General features: G+C 72.9%; 14 protein-coding genes. 8 read left to right on the forward strand and 6 right to left on the reverse strand.

The window, feature by feature from the left end; genetic code table 11:
- A partial coding sequence (locus tag QM591_RS01830) for a PucR family transcriptional regulator ligand-binding domain-containing protein (RefSeq protein ID WP_415129008.1) occupies positions 1-1,081 on the reverse strand: 1,081 nt, incomplete at its 3' end.
- A 95-nt stretch (positions 1,082-1,176) separates the two neighbouring features.
- Between QM591_RS01830 and QM591_RS01835 the strand changes: the two genes are divergently transcribed.
- Genes QM591_RS01835 through QM591_RS01845 form a run of 3 tightly spaced genes read left to right on the forward strand, consistent with a single transcriptional unit; the run spans position 1,177 to position 5,500 of the window.
- Positions 1,177-2,706 (forward strand): CoA-acylating methylmalonate-semialdehyde dehydrogenase, encoded by a 1,530-nt coding sequence (locus tag QM591_RS01835; RefSeq protein WP_415129010.1) that lies wholly within the window; start codon positions 1,177-1,179, stop codon positions 2,704-2,706.
- 45 nt (positions 2,707-2,751) lie between these two features.
- Positions 2,752-4,125, forward strand: a complete 1,374-nt coding sequence (locus QM591_RS01840; protein WP_415129012.1) for an aspartate aminotransferase family protein — start codon at positions 2,752-2,754, stop codon at positions 4,123-4,125.
- Between the two features lie 13 nt (positions 4,126-4,138).
- The gene (locus QM591_RS01845) at positions 4,139-5,500 is read left to right on the forward strand and encodes an NAD(P)/FAD-dependent oxidoreductase (RefSeq protein ID WP_415129014.1); all 1,362 of its coding nucleotides are present in this window, start codon (positions 4,139-4,141) and stop codon (positions 5,498-5,500) included.
- A gap of 131 nt (positions 5,501-5,631) precedes the next feature.
- On the opposite strand, the gene QM591_RS01850 is transcribed toward QM591_RS01845, so the two are convergent.
- On the reverse strand, positions 5,632-6,237 hold the full coding sequence (locus QM591_RS01850) for a TetR family transcriptional regulator C-terminal domain-containing protein (protein WP_415129016.1): 606 nt from the start codon (positions 6,235-6,237) through the stop codon (positions 5,632-5,634).
- A 66-nt stretch (positions 6,238-6,303) separates the two neighbouring features.
- On the opposite strand from QM591_RS01850, the gene QM591_RS01855 reads away from it, so the two are divergent.
- From QM591_RS01855 to helR, 5 genes are all read left to right on the forward strand, one after another.
- Positions 6,304-7,347, forward strand: a complete 1,044-nt coding sequence (locus QM591_RS01855) for an agmatine deiminase family protein (protein ID WP_415129018.1) — start codon at positions 6,304-6,306, stop codon at positions 7,345-7,347.
- Positions 7,344-9,068 carry an amidase gene (locus tag QM591_RS01860; protein WP_415129021.1) on the forward strand — a complete coding sequence of 575 codons (1,725 nt, stop codon included), beginning with the start codon at positions 7,344-7,346 and terminating at the stop codon, positions 9,066-9,068. Before QM591_RS01855 ends, QM591_RS01860 begins: the two co-directional genes overlap by 4 nt.
- Positions 9,065-10,426 carry a pyridoxal phosphate-dependent decarboxylase family protein gene (locus tag QM591_RS01865; RefSeq protein ID WP_415129034.1) on the forward strand — a complete coding sequence of 454 codons (1,362 nt, stop codon included), beginning with the start codon at positions 9,065-9,067 and terminating at the stop codon, positions 10,424-10,426. Before QM591_RS01860 ends, QM591_RS01865 begins: the two co-directional genes overlap by 4 nt.
- A gap of 283 nt (positions 10,427-10,709) precedes the next feature.
- On the forward strand, positions 10,710-11,138 hold the full coding sequence (locus QM591_RS01870) for a GIY-YIG nuclease family protein (RefSeq protein ID WP_415129036.1): 429 nt from the start codon (positions 10,710-10,712) through the stop codon (positions 11,136-11,138).
- Positions 11,139-11,242: 104 nt separating this feature from the next.
- Positions 11,243-13,372: an RNA polymerase recycling motor ATPase HelR gene (helR, locus tag QM591_RS01875; RefSeq protein WP_415129038.1), complete on the forward strand. Its 2,130-nt coding sequence runs from the start codon at positions 11,243-11,245 to the stop codon at positions 13,370-13,372.
- Here helR and QM591_RS01880 read toward each other — a convergent pair.
- The 4 genes from QM591_RS01880 to QM591_RS01895 are packed head-to-tail and all read right to left on the reverse strand — an operon-like array spanning position 13,369 to position 17,658.
- Positions 13,369-14,535: a glycerate kinase gene (locus tag QM591_RS01880; protein WP_415129040.1), complete on the reverse strand. Its 1,167-nt coding sequence runs from the start codon at positions 14,533-14,535 to the stop codon at positions 13,369-13,371. The two genes, helR and QM591_RS01880, sit on opposite strands and share 4 nt — an antisense overlap.
- Positions 14,532-15,587 (reverse strand): LacI family DNA-binding transcriptional regulator, encoded by a 1,056-nt coding sequence (locus QM591_RS01885; protein WP_415129042.1) that lies wholly within the window; start codon positions 15,585-15,587, stop codon positions 14,532-14,534. Before QM591_RS01885 ends, QM591_RS01880 begins: the two co-directional genes overlap by 4 nt.
- Positions 15,584-16,510, reverse strand: a complete 927-nt coding sequence (locus tag QM591_RS01890) for a sugar phosphate isomerase/epimerase family protein (protein WP_415129044.1) — start codon at positions 16,508-16,510, stop codon at positions 15,584-15,586. Before QM591_RS01890 ends, QM591_RS01885 begins: the two co-directional genes overlap by 4 nt.
- Positions 16,507-17,658, reverse strand: coding sequence for a DUF993 family protein (locus QM591_RS01895; RefSeq protein ID WP_415129046.1), 1,152 nt, complete (start codon positions 17,656-17,658; stop codon positions 16,507-16,509). Before QM591_RS01895 ends, QM591_RS01890 begins: the two co-directional genes overlap by 4 nt.
- Positions 17,659-17,660 lie beyond the last annotated feature (2 nt).

Genomic DNA, 17,660 nt, shown 5'->3' on the forward strand with positions numbered 1-17,660 from the left:
CCGGCCCCGTCGCCACCCCGGCGGGCAAGGTGCCCACGAGGGCCCGGCCGCCGAAGACCCCCGCGGCCGCGTCGGCCGCGGCCGGCTCGACCTCGTCGCCCGTGACCACCATCCCGTACAGCCGCGCGCCGTCGAGCGGGAGCCCCGCCGCCTCCAGACGCGCGGCAGCATCGGCATGCCCGGCGAACCTTCCCGCGAGGAGCCCGTCGACGAGCCGTCTCTGGCCGATGCGCGCCCACTCGTCGACCGCGCCATCTGTCAGCCGTCCGAGGGCGAGGGCGATCGCCCCCTGCTCGAGCACGGCGGCCCGCCCCGCGGGATGGGCCGGGCCCGGAAGGGCGACGAGGTACCCCCAGCGCACCCCGCGCGCCTCCACCGGCACGATGAGCCAGTCCCCCGGATCCCGGCGGTGGGCGAGGCGCGAGCGCACCTCCCACCGCGCCAGGATCTCCTCCTCGCGCGAGACCGGCACCTCGGCGACGATCACGTCGTGCGCGAGGGACTCGAGGACGACGGGGGCGGAAAGCGTCTGCGCGAGCTGGTGGACGATGTAGTCGGCGGGAGACCCCCGCAGAGCGAGCGCCGTGAACCGGGCGCGCACGTCATCGCGCGCGCGGAGAGCAGCATTCTGGTCGGCGATGATCCGGCGGTGGACGGCCTCGGTGACCGCGACGAACTTCACCTCGCGCCGGAGGACCACGAGGGCCATCCCCTGCTCGCGCGCCGCCTCGACCACCACGGCGGGGGCATAGCGGTAGTGCGTTCCGAGCTCCAGGATCAGCGCCGCGATTCCGGCCTGCACGAGCGAGACCACGAAGGCGCGCAGCTGCGCCGGCTCCTCCGGCCACGCCGAGCCGGTCGACAGCAGCAGCTCGCCGCCGTCGAGGAGCCGCGCGACCCCGCCGCTGTCGGACGCGTGCACCCAGCGCACGCGGGCGTCCAGCGCCGCACCGCCGACGAGCACCTCGGGATGGCCCGCCTCGACCGCTTCCAGGGCGAGCACCTCGCGGACGGTCGGAAGACTCTCGTGCGGGATCGGACGTTCCGTCTGGATCGGAGATTCTTCGCGACGGTCAGGCACTCGGCACCCCTCTTCCGCTCTGCAAAACTGGGAATCTCAGACTAGGCGATGATCGTACGATCTGTCCGACATCGCTCCGAGACCGAAGGGTTCCCATGACGGACGAGCGGATCATCAGCCACTGGATCGACGGCGCCGAGTCCGTGTCGACGAGTGGGCGCACCGCCCCCGTGTTCAATCCGGCGACCGGGGCCGAGACCGGTCGCGTGGCCTTGGCCGACGCCTCGGAGATCGCCGCCGCGATCGCCTCCGCCGAACGGGGCTTCGCGCAGTGGCGCGACACGTCGATCGCCAAGCGCCAGGCGGTGCTGTTCGCCTTCCGTGAGCTCCTCCACGCGCGCAAGGGCGAACTCGCGCAGTTGATCACGGCCGAGCACGGAAAGGTCGGCTCCGATGCGATGGGCGAGATCCTCCGCGGTCAGGAGGTCGTCGAACTCGCCTGCGGGTTCCCGAGCCTCGTCCGGGGCGCCTACTCCGAGAGCGCGTCGAACGGCATCGACGTGTACTCGCTGCGCCAGCCCCTCGGGGTGGTCGGGATCATCTCGCCCTTCAACTTCCCCGCCATGGTGCCCATGTGGTTCTTCCCGATCGCGATCGCCGCCGGCAACGCCGTGATCCTCAAGCCGAGCGAGAAGGATCCGTCCGCGGCCCTGTGGCTGGCGCGGCTCTGGAAGGAGGCGGGGCTCCCCGACGGCGTGTTCACGGTGCTGCAGGGCGACAAGGAAGCCGTCGACGGCCTCCTCGACTCGCCCGTCGTGCAGGCGATCTCCTTCGTCGGCTCCACCCCGATCGCGCAGTACATCTACGAGAACGCCGCCCGCACCGGCAAGCGCGTGCAGGCGCTCGGCGGAGCCAAGAACCACATGCTGGTCCTTCCCGACGCCGACCTCGATCTCGTCGCCGACCAGGCCGTCAACGCGGGCTACGGCGCTGCGGGCGAGCGCTGCATGGCGATCTCGGTGGTGCTCGCCGTCGACCCGGTCGCCGATGCCCTCGTGGCCAAGATCCGGGAACGGATCGCCCGGTTGCGGATCGGCAACGGCGCAGGGGATGACGCGGGCGAGCCCGACATGGGGCCGCTGATCACCCGCGCCCATCGAGACAAGGTGTCCGAGTACGTCGACATCGCCGAGCGCGACGGCGCCGAGATCGTCGTGGACGGTCGTGGCCTCACCGTCGACGGGCACGAAGACGGCTTCTTCTTCGGCCCCACTCTGCTCGACCGAGTGCCCACGTCCTCGCGGGCCTACACGGAGGAGATCTTCGGACCGGTGCTGTCGGTCGTCCGCGTGCCGTCGTTCCAGGCGGGGGTCGACCTCATCAACTCGGGCCGCTTCGGCAACGGCACAGCGATCTTCACGAACGACGGCGGTGCCGCCCGGCGCTTCCAGCACGAGGTGCAGGTGGGGATGATCGGCATCAACGTGCCGATCCCGGTCCCCGTCGCCTACCACTCGTTCGGCGGCTGGAAGCAGTCGCTGTTCGGCGACGCCAAGGCCTACGGCGCGCACGGATTCGACTTCTTCACTCGCGAGAAGGCGGTCACGGCGCGATGGATCGATCCCGCGACGCGCGGCGACGGTGCACACGGCGGAATCAACCTCGGCTTCCCCCAGAACTCCTGACCCCAGAACTCCCGACGCCTGTCCCCGCACGATCCGGAGCACACGATGACCACCCTCGACACCCTCACCCCCGATGCCGCGACGACCGACGCCCGCGTGCGCGCCGACGACCGCGGCCACGTGTTCCACTCCTGGAGCGCACAGGCCCTCATCGATCCGCTCCCCGTCGCGGGGGGCACGGGCGCCACGTTCTGGGACTACAGCGGCCGGCACTACCTCGACTTCTCGTCGCAGCTGGTCAATCTCAACCTCGGCCACCAGCACCCCGACCTCGTCGCCGCGATCCAGGAGCAGGCGGGCAGGCTCGCCACCATCCAGCCGTCGATGGCCAACGACGTGCGGGGCGATCTCGCCCGCCGGATCTCCGAGGTGGCGCCGGAGGGCATGTCGAAGGTGTTCTTCACGAACGGCGGCGCGGACGCGAACGAGAACGCGGTACGGATGGCGCGCCTGGTCACCGGCAAGCGCAAGGTGCTCGCGATGTACCGGAGCTACCACGGCAACACCGCGACCGCGATCACCCTCACCGGTGACCCGCGGCGCTGGCCGAACGAACCGGCCGACGCCTCCGTCGTCCACTTCTTCGGGCCGTACGCGTACCGGTCGCCCTTCCACTCCGAGAGCCCGGAGCAGGAGACAGAGCGTGCGCTCGCCCACCTGGAGCAGACGATCGTGCTCGAAGGCGCCTCCACGATCGGGGCGATCATCCTGGAGACGGTGGTCGGCACGAACGGCGTGCTCGTCCCGCCGCCGGGGTACCTTCCCGGGGTCCGCGCCCTCTGCGACAAGTACGGCATCCTCTACATCGCCGACGAGGTCATGGTCGGATTCGGACGCATCGGCGAGTGGTTCGCCTTCCAGGCTTTCGATGTCGTCCCCGACCTCATCACCTTCGCGAAGGGGGTCAACTCGGGGTACGTGCCGCTCGGAGGCGTCGTGATCTCCGACCGGATCGCCGCCCACTTCGACACCGTGCCCTTCCCCGGCGGTCTCACCTACTCCGGGCATCCCCTGGCGTGCGCGCCGGGCGTGGCGACGTTCGAGGTCTTCGCGCGCGACGGAATCCTGAACCGGGTGCGTGATCTCGGCGAGCGCGTCGTGGCGCCGCGGTTGGCGGAGATGGCGCAGAGGCATCCCTCGGTGGGCGACGTGCGCGGACGCGGACTGTTCTGGGCGATCGAGCTGGTCCGCGACCGCGACACCCGGGAGCCGCTCGTCCCGTTCAACGCCGCCGGAGCCGACGCGGCCCCGATGACGGCGTTCGCGGCTGCCTGCAAGAAGGCGGGGCTGTGGCCGTTCACCCACTTCAACCGCGTGCACGTGGCTCCGCCCCTCGTGATCTCGGAGGACGACCTCGTCCGCGGGCTCGACATCATCGATGCTGCACTCGAGGTCGCCGACGACGCGGCACGAGGCTGAGGAGCAGCCGCCGATGACGGGCAACGGGGGCGTCTCACACTGGTGGCAGCAGATCGGCCTCCCGCCGAGCCGTCCGCCGCTTCCTGGAGACGTGCAGGTCGACGTCGCGATCGTCGGCGCCGGCTACACGGGGCTCTGGGCGGCCTACTATCTGGCCGCCCTGCAGCCCGACCTGCGCATCGCCGTGCTGGAGCGGCGGTTCGCCGGATTCGGCGCCTCGGGACGCAACGGCGGGTGGCTCACGAACTCCGTCACCGGCGGTCGGGAGGGATATGGTCGCGAGGGCGGATCGCGTCAGCAGCGGGCCATGAACGAGACGGTGGACGAGGTGATCCGCGTCGCCCGCGACGAAGGGATCGACGCCGACATCCGCAAGGGCGGAGAGCTCACCGTCGCCCGCAATGCCGCGCAGTGGGCTCGGCTGCGTGCCTTCTTCGCCGAAGAGACGACGTGGCCCCACACCGACGTGAGGCTCTGGGACGCGGACGAGACGGCCGCGCACGTTCGCGTGGCGGGGGCGACCGGCTCGGTCTGGCACCCCCACTGCGCGCGCCTGCACCCCGCCAAGCTCGTGCACGGCCTCGCGGCGGCGGTGGAGCGGCGCGGTGTCCGGATCTACGAGGACACCACGGTCCTGGCGATCGAACCCGGGCGGGCGGTGACCGATCGTGGCGTCGTGCGCGCCGAGCACATCCTGCGCGCGACGGAGGGGTTCACTCCGGACCTCGCCGGCGAGCACCGCACGTGGCTGCCGATGAACTCGTCGATGATCGTGACGGCTCCTCTGCCGGCGGAGGCCTGGGACGAGATCGGGTGGGAAGGCGCCGCGACGCTCGGCGATGGCGCGCACGTGTACATGTACGCCCAGCGCACGGCCGACGACCGCATCGCCTTCGGCGGACGCGGAGTGCCCTACCGTTACGGGTCGCGCGTCGACTCCGACGGCCGCACGCAGACCCGGACGATCGAGAACCTCACCGCCCTCCTGCGCTCGTTCTTCCCCGCGGCGGCGCGCGTGCCGGTGGATCACGCGTGGGCAGGAGTGCTGGGGGTTCCCCGCGACTGGTCAGCGACGGTCGGTCTCGACCGCGGCACGGGGATCGGGTGGGCCGGCGGTTACGTCGGCACCGGGGTGGCCACGACGAACCTCGCCGGGCGCACCCTCGCCGACCTCGTGCTGGGCCGGGAGACGGAGCGGACGACGCTCCCCTGGGTGGGGCACCGAGCCCGGCGCTGGGAGCCGGAGCCGCTGCGCTGGCTGGCCGTGCACGGGCTGTATGCCGCCTACCACCTGGCCGACCGGCAGGAGTCGCGCGGCGGAGCCCGCACCTCGCCCGTGGCCCGGATCGCCGACGTGGTCTCGGGCCGCCACTGACCCGTGGGACGGACCTCTCGCCTGCAAAGGTGGCGCAACACGCTGCTCCGCCCCGCGGATAGCGGTGTGTTGCGCCACGTGAGCGTGGCCGAGACCGTGGGGGAGGTGAGGGCGGGACGAGGGGGTGAGGGTTACAGCAGGAGGTCGAGGAGCCGCGAGGGCTGCGGGACGGCGGTCCAGCGCACGATCGAGTGGGCGTTGAGCCCGTCGATCATCGCCAGCAGGTGCCCCGCCGTGGCGGCGGCGTCTCCCGGCCCGAAGACGCCGCTGTCCATGCCGCGCCGGATCTCGGCGGCGATCGCCGCCTGCCAGTCGTCCATCTCGGTGCGCACGCGCGCGGCGAGTGCCTCGTTGCGCGCACCCATCGCCCATCCCTGCACCCACACCTGCGTGATGTCGGTCCGGCTGCCGTCCAGGAGCGTGTCGAGGAGGAGCGCGAGACGCTCCCGCGGCGCCTCGACCTGGGAGATCAGTGCCACGACGTCGGAGAGCTCCTCGGCGACGAGACCGCCGAAGGCGTCGGCCACCAGGTCGTCCATGCTCGGGATGTAGTGCGCGACCAGTCCGGGGGTGACCCCCATGTGCGCGGCCACGGCCCGCAGCGTCAGCGTGTCGAGGCCCTGCTCCCGCGCGATCGCCCGCGCCGCCTCCGCCACCTCGGCGCGCCGCTCGTCCGGTGTCTTCCGCACACGCGTACGAGCACCGTCGTGCGGCTGATCGGTTGACGCGGCATCCATCGCTCGATACGCTCCCTGCTATTGATCGCTCGATCAACAAGGTAGCGCACCCCCGAGGAGACCGCGATGGCTTGGCGCATGCCCGCAGAGACCGCACCACACGAGCGCACCTGGATGACCTTCCCCGCCGAGGGCGAGACGCTCGGCGACACCGCCGCGCTCCGCGAGGAGGGATATGCGGCGTGGACGGCCGTCGCCGTGGCGGTCGCCCGCTTCGAGCCCGTGACGATGGTCGTCGATCCGGCCGAGTCCGCGCGTGCTCGGCGGATGCTCCCCGGCGAGATCACGCTCTTGGAGGCGCCGGTGGACGAGTTCTGGATGCGCGACTCCGGCCCCACCTTCGTCGTCGACGACACGTCGGGGGCGCTCGGCGCGGTCGACTGGATCTTCAACGGCTGGGGAGCGCCGGCGTGGGCACAGTGGCAGAAGTCGGCCGCGCACGCCCGCCTCGTCGCGGCGGCCGCGGGCGCCCAGCTCGTCAGCTCGACGCTCGTCAACGAGGGCGGCGGCATCCACGTCGACGGGGAGGGCACGGTGCTGCTCACCGAGACCGTTCAGCTCGACCCGCGCCGCAATCCCTACGCCGACAAGGCGCGGGTCGAGGCGGAGATGGCCCGCACGATCGGCGCGACGACGGCCGTCTGGCTCCCCCGCGGACTCACCCGCGACTACGACGACTTCGGCACGAATGGGCACGTCGACATCGTCGCGACGATCCCTTCGCCCGGCCGCCTGCTCCTCCACGACCAGCAAGACCCGGCCCACCCCGACCATGCCGTGACCCGCGAGCTCCGGGAGGTGCTGTCGGCGCAGACCGATGCGGCCGGACGACGATTCGAGATCGTCGACCTCCCCGCCCCCGCCACCCTGCGCGACGACGAGGGCGTGGTCGACTGGAGCTACGTCAATCACCTCGTCGTCGATGGCGGTGTCATCGCGTGCGGCTTCGGGGAACCGGATGCCGATGCCCGCGCCGCCGCGATCCTCGCCGAGGTCTACCCCGGCCGGGAAGTGGTCACCGTCGACGCGCGGCCGATCTTCGCGCGCGGCGGCGGGATCCACTGCATCACCCAGCAGCAACCGCGCGTGCCCGCGCCCGTCCGCGCATGATCGACGTCGTCGAGGCGTCGATCGCCGAGCTCCGCGGGGCGCTGGAGTCGGGCGACGCGCTCTGCGTGGATCTCGTCGACGCCTACCTGGCACGGATCGACGCGTACGACGGTCCGGACACCGCGACTGCCCTCCGTTCCGTCGTCGTCCGCAACCCCGCGGCGCGTGCCGAGGCCCAGGCCAGCGACGAGCGGCGCGCCCGCGGACACGCGCGCGGGCCGCTGGAGGGGATCCCGTACACCGCGAAGGACAGCTACCTCGTCGCCGGCCTCACCGCCGCGGCCGGATCGCCCGCCTTCGCCGACCTCGTGGCGCAGCGCGACGCCTTCACGATCGAGCGCCTGCGCGGCGGCGGTGCGATCTGCCTGGGCTTGACGAACATGCCGCCGATGGCGAACGGCGGCATGCAACGCGGCCTCTACGGCCGGGCCGAGAGCCCCTACAACCCGGCTTTTCTCACCGCACCGTTCGCGTCCGGGTCCTCCAACGGCTCAGGAACGGCTACCGCGGCCAGTTTCGCCGCCTTCGGACTCGGCGAGGAGACGTGGTCCAGCGGCCGCGGACCGGCCTCGCACAACGGCCTGTGCGCCTACACGCCGTCGCGGGGCGTCATCTCGGTGCGGGGCAACTGGCCGCTCGTTCCCACGATGGACGTCGTCGTGCCCCACACCCGCACGATGGCCGATCTCCTCGAAGTGCTCGACGTCGTGGTGGCCGACGACCACGACCCGCGGGGCGACTTCTGGCGGGTGCAGCCCTGGGTGCCCCTCCCCGCGGCCTCCTCGGTGCGCCCGACCTCGTACCGCGACCTGGCCGACGGGGCGACGCTCGCCGGGCGCCGGCTCGGCGTGCCCCGCATGTATCTCAGCGCCGACCCGGAGGCGGGCACGGGAACCGGGATCGGCGGCCCCACCGGGCAGGCGATCATCACGCGGCCCACGATCCTCGCGGCCTGGCGGGCGCTCCGGCGGGGGCTCGAGGCGGCCGGCGCGGAGATCGTCGAGGTCGACTTCCCCGTCGTGAGCAGGTACGAGGGGGACCGCCGCGGCGCCCCCACGATCCGTACGCGCGGACTCGTCTCTCCCGCCTTCCTCCGGCGTGAGATCCTCGATCTCTCCGCCTGGGCGTGGCAGGACTTCCTCGCCGCCAACGGGGATCCGCACCTGTCGAGCCTCGCCGACGTCGACGGCGATCGGATCTTCCCGCACCCGCCCGGTGCCCTCCCCGACCGGTACACCGGGTTCGACGACGACATCGCCGATTACCCGCGATGGGTGCGCGACCATCCGCACGCGACCCTCGACGACATGCCTGAGCTCGCCGACGGACTGCGCGGGCTCGAGGAGACCCGGCGGGTCGACCTGGAGAAGTGGATGGACGAGCTCGCCCTCGACGCCGTCGTTTTTCCCGCCGTGGCCGACATCGCCCCCGCCGACATGGATGTCGTGCCGGCCTCCGCCGACCTCGGGTGGCGAAACGGCACCTGGATCGCCAACGGAAACCTCGCCATTCGGCACCTGGGCATCCCGACGGTGACCGTCCCCTTGGCGATGCTCCCCGACATCCACATGCCGGTGGGGCTGACCCTTGCCGGACGCGCCTACGATGACAACGCCCTGCTGCGCCTGGCGGTCGCGGTCGAGGCCACCGCCCCTCGCCGCGTCGCACCTCCGCTCACGCCGCCCCTCGCTCCGCCGTCCCGCTCAGGAGACCACCGATGACCGACTCCGCCCGCATGCACGACGTGACCGACGAGACGCGTGCGATCGTCGACCTCGTGCTGGACTACTCCCGCCGGCGTCTGCTCTCCGAGGACACTCCGCTCGACAAGCCGCTGCCGGCCGCGGAGCTGGCGCGCCTGGCCGGGCGCACGATCGACGAGGAGGGGATCGGCGCCCGCAAGGCGATCGGGGTGTTCGAGCACGTCCTGGCCCCCGCCTGCATCACGACCGACGATCCGCGATACCTCTCCTTCATCCCCTCGGCACCCTCGAAGGCGGCGGCCGCCTTCGACGTCGTCGTCTCGGCGAGCGCCCTCTACGGCGGGTCGTGGCTGGAGGGGGCGGGGGCGGTGCACGCCGAGAACGAGGTGCTGCGCTGGCTGGCGGCGGAGTTCGGGCTGCCGACGGGGGCCGGCGGGGCGTTCGTCCAGGGCGGCACGCTGGGGAACCTCTCCGCGCTCGTGGCCGCCCGGCACGCCGCGGCGGACGCCGGCGCGCGTCCCGACCGCTGGCGGATCGTCTGCAGCGCGGAGGCGCACTCCTCGATCGCCTCCGCGGCGCGCGTGATGGACGTCGACGTCGTGACGGTGACCCCCGACGCCGGCGGGGTGCTGCGGGGCGACGCGGTGCGCGAGGCGCTGGAGGCGCACGGCGACAGCGTGTTCGCCGTCGTGGCGACGGCGGGATCGACGAACTTCGGGATCGTCGACGATCTCGCCGGCATCGCGGCGGTGACGCGCGCCCACGGAGTCTGGCTCCATGTCGACGGCGCCTATGGGCTCGCGGCCATGCTGAGCCCTCGTGCGCGGGACCGTTTCGCGGGCGTCGAGCACGCCGACTCCCTCGTGGTCGATCCGCACAAGTGGCTCTTCGCCCCGTTCGACGCGTGCGCGCTGATCTATCGCGATCCCGAGCTCGGGCGTCGCGCACACACCCAGCACGCGGAGTACCTCGACACCCTCACCGAGACGAGCGACTGGAGCCCCTCGGACTTCGCCGCGCACCTCACGCGCCGCCCGCGGGGACTGCCGCTGTGGTTCTCGCTCGCGACGTATGGCGCCGCCGTGTATCGCGATGCCATCACGGCGTCGCTCGAGCTGGCGCAGCAGATCGCCGCGGAGATCGAGGCGCGGCCGGAGGTGCGGCTCGTGCGTCGTCCGCAGCTCGGCGTCGTCGTCTTCGAGCGCGTTGGCTGGGAGAAGGCGGACTACGTCGCGTGGTCGAACCGGCTGTTGGACGAGCAGCACGCCTTCGTCACCCCGTCCAGCCACGCCGGACGCACGAATGCCCGGTTCGCGATCCTCAACCCGCGGACGACGTTCGCGCACCTCACCGGGATCCTCGACACGATGCGGTGACCCGGGCACGGATGCAGAGCCTCGTTGGTATCCGGAGAATCGCGCCGGAACGGGAGAAGGCCCCGGGCCGAAGCCGATCAGCCGGGACCTTCTCCGGTGAGGCGGGGAGAAGAACGGTGACCCGAAACACCGCCTGCTCGACCCTGTCCCACCTGATGTTGCGTACCCCACGGTAGGGGATCATCCCGAGCGGGGTCGCCCCATTGACGCCGGGCCCGCGCGTCTGGTATCACCCCACTGAGGATGCGGGCCGACGTCGGTGGCGGCGCCTAGCATCGCGCTCGTGGCCCCCGACGATCTCCTCCCGGCGCCGTGCCTGCTCTGCGGAGCCCCGCGGGGCTCCCGCGGACATGACGGGTGGCGATGTGCCGCGTGCGGGTGGCGAGTGGGCGACGCCCCCGATCCGGACCTGCCGCCGCCGCGCATCGACATCGTCTACTACGTCCGCTGGCGGGAACGCATCAAGATCGGCACGTCGCACCGGCCACGGCAGCGTCTGGCCGCGGTGCGCCATGAGGAGCTCCTCGCCTTCGAGCGCGGCGGGCGCGACCTCGAGCAGCAACGTCATCGGGAGTTCGCCGACCTCCGCGTGGGCGGGGAGTGGTTCCGCGCCGACGCACGGCTGTGTGCGCACATCCTCGCGGTGGGCGAGGGGGCACCGCCGTGGGAGTCGTTCGCCCGGTGGGTGGCGGAGGCCTACCGCGATCGCTGAGAGCGACTCCGCCTGCCACCTCCAGGATATCGCGGGGGCGGGGGCTTGCGGCAAGGGCCCCCGCGGGGCGGATACTGGTCGGCCGCCCGCTGATGAGGAGACCCGTGTTCGCTCTTCCGCCCCACCTGTCCGACAAGGCCACCCCCGCGCGCATCGCGGCCGACGAGCGGCAGTTCGCCGCCATCTCGGCCGCCCTGGCGCACGAGCGCGACGACCTCGAGCGTCGCCGTGCCGAGCTGCTGCGCACCCCGGCGCGACACGGCGAGGCGGCCCTGGAGCGCGACCTGGCCGTGCACCGGATGACGGCGCGGCTACGGATCCTCCGACGCTTCGACATCGACGCGTGTCTCGGCAGGCTCGTCCACGACGACGGGTCTGTCCAGTACATCGGGCGGTTCGGCATCAGCGGGGATGACGCAGAGGTGCTGCTCGTGGATTGGCGGACACCGGCCGCCGAGCCCTTCTTCGCGGCGACGCTCGCCCACCGGCACGGTGTGCGCAGCCGGCGACGCTATCGGTGGCGCGGAGGGGCGGTCGTCGACTACGGCGACGAGATCTTCGACGGCGAGGCCACCGCCGACCTCTCCCCCGATGACCAGTCCGCGTTCATCGCGAGCCTCGGCGCCACCCGGTCGTCGCGGATGCGTGACGTGCTGGGGACGATCCAGTCCGATCAGGACGCCATCATCCGGGCGCCCGCGGCCGGCGCGCTCGTCGTCGACGGCGGGCCGGGAACGGGCAAGACCGTCGTCGCCCTGCACCGCGCCGCCTACCTCCAGTACGCCGATCCGCGGCTGGGGCCGGGCAAGGGCGGGATCCTCGTCGTGGGCCCGCACACCCCGTACCTGGCGTACGTGGAGGACGTCCTTCCGAGCCTCGGCGAGGAGGGCGTGCTGCTGTGCACCCCGGGCGACCTCGTTCCGGAAGGTGCGACCGCAGGCACGGAGGAGGATCCGCGTGTCGCTCGGCTCAAGGGCGACGCGCGCCTGCTGGACGCCGTCGAGCCGGCTGTCCGCGTGTACGAGCAGCCGCCGACGGGGCCGCTCCTCGTGGAGACGCCGTGGCGCGACCTCTGGGTGACCCCGCAGCACTGGGCCGACGCCTTCGCCGCCGCCGACCGCACCCTCCCCCACAACGATGCCCGCGACCAGGTGTGGGAGGAGCTCCTCGACATCCTCGTGGACGAGCACGGCGATGTCGACGGCGATCTCGTCCGGGTGCACCGGGCCCTGGCCCGCGACGAGGGGCTGGGCCGCGCGTTCCGCCGCGCCTGGCCGATCCTCGATCCCGCCCGCGTCGTGGCGGACCTGTACCGCGTGCCGTCGTACCTTCAGGAGTGCGCACAGTTCCTCACCGACGCGGAACGTGCGCTCCTGCGCCGCCCCGACCCGGCTGCGTGGACGACGGCCGACCTCCCCCTCCTCGACGAGGCACGCGCCCGGATCGGCGATCCCGAGGAGGTCCGTCGTCGCCATCGCCACGCGGCGTCGCAAGCGGCGGAGCGGGAGGTGCGCGCCCGCGTCGTGGAAGACCTCGTCGCCGCCGACGACAGCGACCTCAAACTGATGTCGATCCTCACCGGCCAAGACGCCGAGAACAGCCTGCTGGCCGACGATGCGGGAGCGCCTGTCGCGGATGCGGCGACCGGCACGTTCGCCCACCTCATCATCGACGAGGCGCAGGAGCTGACCGATGCGCAGTGGCGCATGCTGCTGCGGCGGTGCCCCTCGCGGAGCGTGACGGTGGTCGGAGACCGGGCCCAGGCGCGCGAGGGGTTCCCGGAGTCGTGGGAGCAGCGGCTCTCGCGCGTGGGCCTGGAACGCGCGACGCGCGCCGAGCTGACGATCAACTACCGGACTCCCGCGGAGGTGATGGAGGTCGCCGCTCCCGTCATCCGCGCCGCGCTTCCCGGCGCCAACGTGCCGGTCTCGGTGCGCGAGACGGGCATCCCCGTGCGCACCGGAGCGGTGGAAGAGCTCGACGCCGTGCTCGAGGAATGGCTCGCCCGGAACGAGGAAGGAATCGCCGTCGTCGTCGGCGGCGAGCCGCGCGACGCGCACCCCCGCGTCCGCTCCCTCTCGCCGTGGGAGGCCAAGGGGCTCGAGTTCGACCTCGTCGTGCTCGTGGACCCCGACCGACTGGGTGCGGGGCTCACCGGCGCCGTCGATCGCTACGTCGCCATGACCCGCGCGACGCGAGAGCTGGTCGTGCTCGCTCCCGCCGGGGCGGGCTAGGCGGAGAGGCGGCCGAGGTCGCGGCCGGCCTCGTGCAGCCAGCGGGCGGGGTCGGCGAGGGACTCGCGCGCACCACCGGCGCGCTCTGTGAGCGACACCGTTGCGGCGAAGGAGGACACGTCCGCCGCGGGGTCGATCCGCCCCGCCACGAGGGCGACGGGCACGCCCGCGGATGCCGCCCGCGCGGCGACCAGGCCGGGCACCTTGCCCGCCGCCGACTGACCGTCGAACGCTCCCTCCCCCGTGACCACGACGTCGGCGGAGGCGATCGCCTCATCGAGCCCGACGAGGCGGGCCACGTCGTCGGCACCCGGCCGCAAGAGCGCGCCCCACGCCGCGAGCGCCAGCCCCGTGCCTCCCGCCGCTCCCGCGCCCGGAAGGTCGGGATCGGCACCCGACAACCTCGGATACGCACGGAGGAGGTCGGCCCATCGCGCGAGGGCGGCATCCACGAGCGGCACGTCGGCCGGACCGAGGCCCTTCTGCGGGCCGAACACGGCGGCGGCGCCCTCCGGCCCGGCGAGGACGTGGGTGACGTCGGTGAGCACCGTCACTCCGCCGGGCGGAAGCGGGCGCAGTCCGGACAGGTCGAGCGAAGCGGCCTCGCGCAATCCGCGGGCACCGGGCGGCACCGGCGCCCCGGCGGCGTCCAGAACTCGCGCGCCCAGCGCCGTCAGCATCCCGGCTCCGCCGTCGGTCGACGCCGACGAGCCGATCCCGACGACGAGGCGATCGACACCGCGGTCCAGGGCCGCAGCGATCGCCTGACCGAACCCGACGGTGTCGGCGTCCCACGGCCGGAGGTCGCCCCCGAGCAGCTCGATCCCGCTCGTCGCGGCCAGCTCCACCACACCGACCCGCTGGCCCGCGCCAGGCTCCGTCGCGCCCGGGGAAGGCGGCGAGACGGGGGCGGCGGGAAGCAGCAGCCACGAGGCGGCCACCGTGCGCCCGTGCGGGCCACGGACGGCGACGGGAACCCGCTCCGCATCGGAGACCGCCGACGCGAAGGCGTCCAGCGTCCCCTCCCCGCCGTCAGCCATGGGTCGCGCGAGGATGGCGACCGACGGGTCGGCCTCGCGCCATCCCCCGGCCAGAGCAGCGACGGCGGCAGCCGCGCCGAGGGAGCCCTTGAAGCTGTCGAGGGCGAGGACGACGCGCGTCATCGCGACGGCGTCGCCGATCGCGGCGGGGTGCTCTCCCGCAGCAGCACCTCGAGGCGCAGCGTCTCCGACTCGCCCGTCCAATCGGCGTCGGTCGCCGCGCGGAAGGCCCGGTAGCCCACGTCTTCGAGAGGGATGCGCACCGTCGTGAGCGCGGGCGAGACGTCGCGGCCGGTGGGGATGTCGTCGAAGCCGGCGAGCGCGACGTCGCCGCCGACGTTCCGACCGGCCGCGCGGAGGGCGGCGAGGGCTCCGATGGCCACCACGTCGCTGATACCGAACACGACGGTGCCGGGGGCGATCCCCTCCGACAGCGCCTGCGTCATGAGCTCGTGCCCGGAGTCGCGGCTGAAGGTCCCGCGCAGAATGCGGGGCGCTGTGCCGCCCCCCGCCGTGAACCCGGCGACGAAGCCGGCCACGCGGTCGTCGGAGGTGATGGTGCCTTCTGCCGCAGCCAGCACGACGCCCTCCCGATATCCCCGGTCGGCGAGCGCGGCGCCGAGCGCCTCCGCACCGCCCCGGTTGTCGAGGGTCACCGTCCGGACGCCGGGCACGTCGGCACCGAGCGCGACGACGCGGCCTCCCGCGGCCGAGACGAGGTCGATCTCGGCGGCGAGCTCGCGCGAGAGCTCCGACGACGAGCGCGACGCGGCCAGGATCAGCCCCCGCGGCCGCTGCCCGCGGAGCGCCCGGACCAGGCGGACCTCGCGTTCGGGATCGCGCTCGGTGATGGCCACGGTCACGATCAGCCCGGCTTCGTCGGCGCCGCGGGCGACACCGGAGGCGATCTGACCGAAGTACGGGTCGGCGATGTCGGCCACCAGGAGCGCGATGATGGCCGAGGTGCCGCGTGCCGTCGCCTGCGCCGAGAGGTTCGCCGTGTACCCCAGTCGCGCCGCGGCCGCCTCGACCCGCTCACGGTAGGAGTCCGCGACCTTCCGCGTGGAGCCGTTGAGCGCCCGTGACGCCGTCGCCAGCGACACACCCGCCTCGCGTGCGACGTCGTCGAGAGTCACCGCACCCACGCGCGGAACAGCGGAGGCGTCGTCGGTCATGCTCGTGATTCTAGGGGGGTGCTCGTCGGCGCCGTGCCCGCACCGCGGCCCGCGATCGGCGGGAGGTGGGGGGAGACGGCGGCGGCGAAGCCCGCGGCCGTGCGCCGGAGCGCCTCGGACGGGTCGGTGTCCCAGATCTCCTCGTGGAAGATCTCCACCTCGATGTCGCGGTCGTATCCCGTCGCGACGAGGGCGCGCGTGAGGCTGCCGAGGTCGATCACCCCGTCGCCGGGGTAGTGGCGCGACAGCAGCACGTCGGCCGGGAGCGGGGTCTTCCAGTCGCACACCTGATAGGTCGCGATCCGGCCTTCCCGGCCCGCGCGAGCGATGGCCGGGAGCACGTCGGGATCCCACCAGATGTGGAAGGTGTCGACAGCGGCTCCGACGACCGCGGGATCGAAGTCGGCCGCGATATCGAGAGCCTGACCGAGCGTCGAGACGACGCAACGGTCCGACGCGTACATCGGATGCAGCGGCTCGATCGCGAGCGTCACTCCGGCAGCTCTGGCATCGGGGGCCAGCTCGCCGATCGCATCGCGCACCCGGGCGCGGGCGCCCGCGAGATCGCGGGATCCCTCCGGAAGGCCGCCGGCGACGAGCACGAGCACCGCGGTGGAGCCGGGGGCTCCCGCTGCAGCGAGGGTCGCCGTCTCGTCGATCGCCCGTCGGTTGTCATCGATCGAGGCACGCCGGGCGGAGCCTTCGGGCATCGTGAAGAACCCGGAGCGGCAGTGGGTCGTGAACCGCAGTCCCGATCCGGCGAGCATGCGGGCCGCCTCGGCGAGGCCGACCTCCTGCACCGGCTCCCGCCACAGTCCGATCGCCTCGATGCCCGCCTCGGCCGTGACCCGCAGGGCGGTGGCGAGATCTGCGCGCTTGATCGTCGCCTGGTTGATCGACAGGCGCGGATCGGGAGCGGTCATGCGTCGACCCCGTTCAGGCGGAGCATCGCCGTCCACCGCGCGGCGGCGAGGCCCGGATCCTCCAGCGCACCCGAGGCGTTCGCAAGCTCCACGATCCGCGACAGGTGCGGGAGGCTCCGCGCCGAGTGCAGCCCGCCCACCATCTGGAACGCCGCCTGGTGGCCGTTCAGCCACGACAGGAAGGCGACACCCGTCTTGTAGTAGAAGGTCGGCGCCGCGAACACCTGACGACTGAGCTCCTCGGTGGGACCGAGGATCGCGAGGTAGCGGTCGGGACGACCTTCGTCCAGCGCCTGGATCGCCGCGGAGGCGACCGGGGCGATCGCGGCGAAGGCGCCGAGGAGGGCGTCGGAGTGCTGGCGGGCAGACGACGGGTCGCGGGGCGGCTGGGGGGCCTCCGGCACCTCGCTTCCGCCGATGAGCCCGACGTAGTTGAAGTCGTCGCCCGTGAACATGCGTACCCCCTCGGGCAAGCGCTCGCGCACTGAGACCTCCGACTCCGCATCGAGCAGGCTCATCTTGACCCCCGCCACCTTGCCGGGACTCTCGGCGATCACCTGCAGCAGCACCTCGGCCGCAGCACGCCAGTCGTCGGAGCCGAAGTACCCCGCCAGCTGCGGATCGAACGCCGTGCCGAGCCAGTGCAGCACGACCGGGGCGGAGGCTGCCGACAGCACGTCGCGGTACACCCGGCGGTAGTCCTCGGCCGACTCCGCGGCGCGCGCGAGGTGACGGGACGCCATGAGCACCGGCCCCGCGCCCTGCTCCTCGGCGAAGTGGAGCTGGGCCCGGTAGGCGTCGACGACCTCGGGCAGCGTGAGGTGCTCGGCGTCGACATGGTCGGTGTTGACCCCGACGACCACCGCGCCGCCCTCTTCCCGGGCGACCGCCGCCGAGCGGGCGATCAGCTCTCGGGTGGCGGCAGCGTCGAGCCCCATGTTCCGCTGGGCGGTGTCCATGGCGTCGGCCACGCCCAGTCCCCACGAGTAGACGTGTCGGCGGAAGGCGAGGGTCGATTCCCAGTCGATCTCGGCGGGCCGGCCCGGCGTGTTGTCGCCCGACACGAGCGGGACGACGTGGGCGGCGGCGAAGGCGACGCGGCTGCGCAGCGGCCCCGTGGGACGCGCGCGCTCGGCCGGAGCGGCCAGCG

Source organism: Microbacterium sp. (genome assembly GCF_047607225.1).
Classification (GTDB): domain Bacteria; phylum Actinomycetota; class Actinomycetes; order Actinomycetales; family Microbacteriaceae; genus Microbacterium.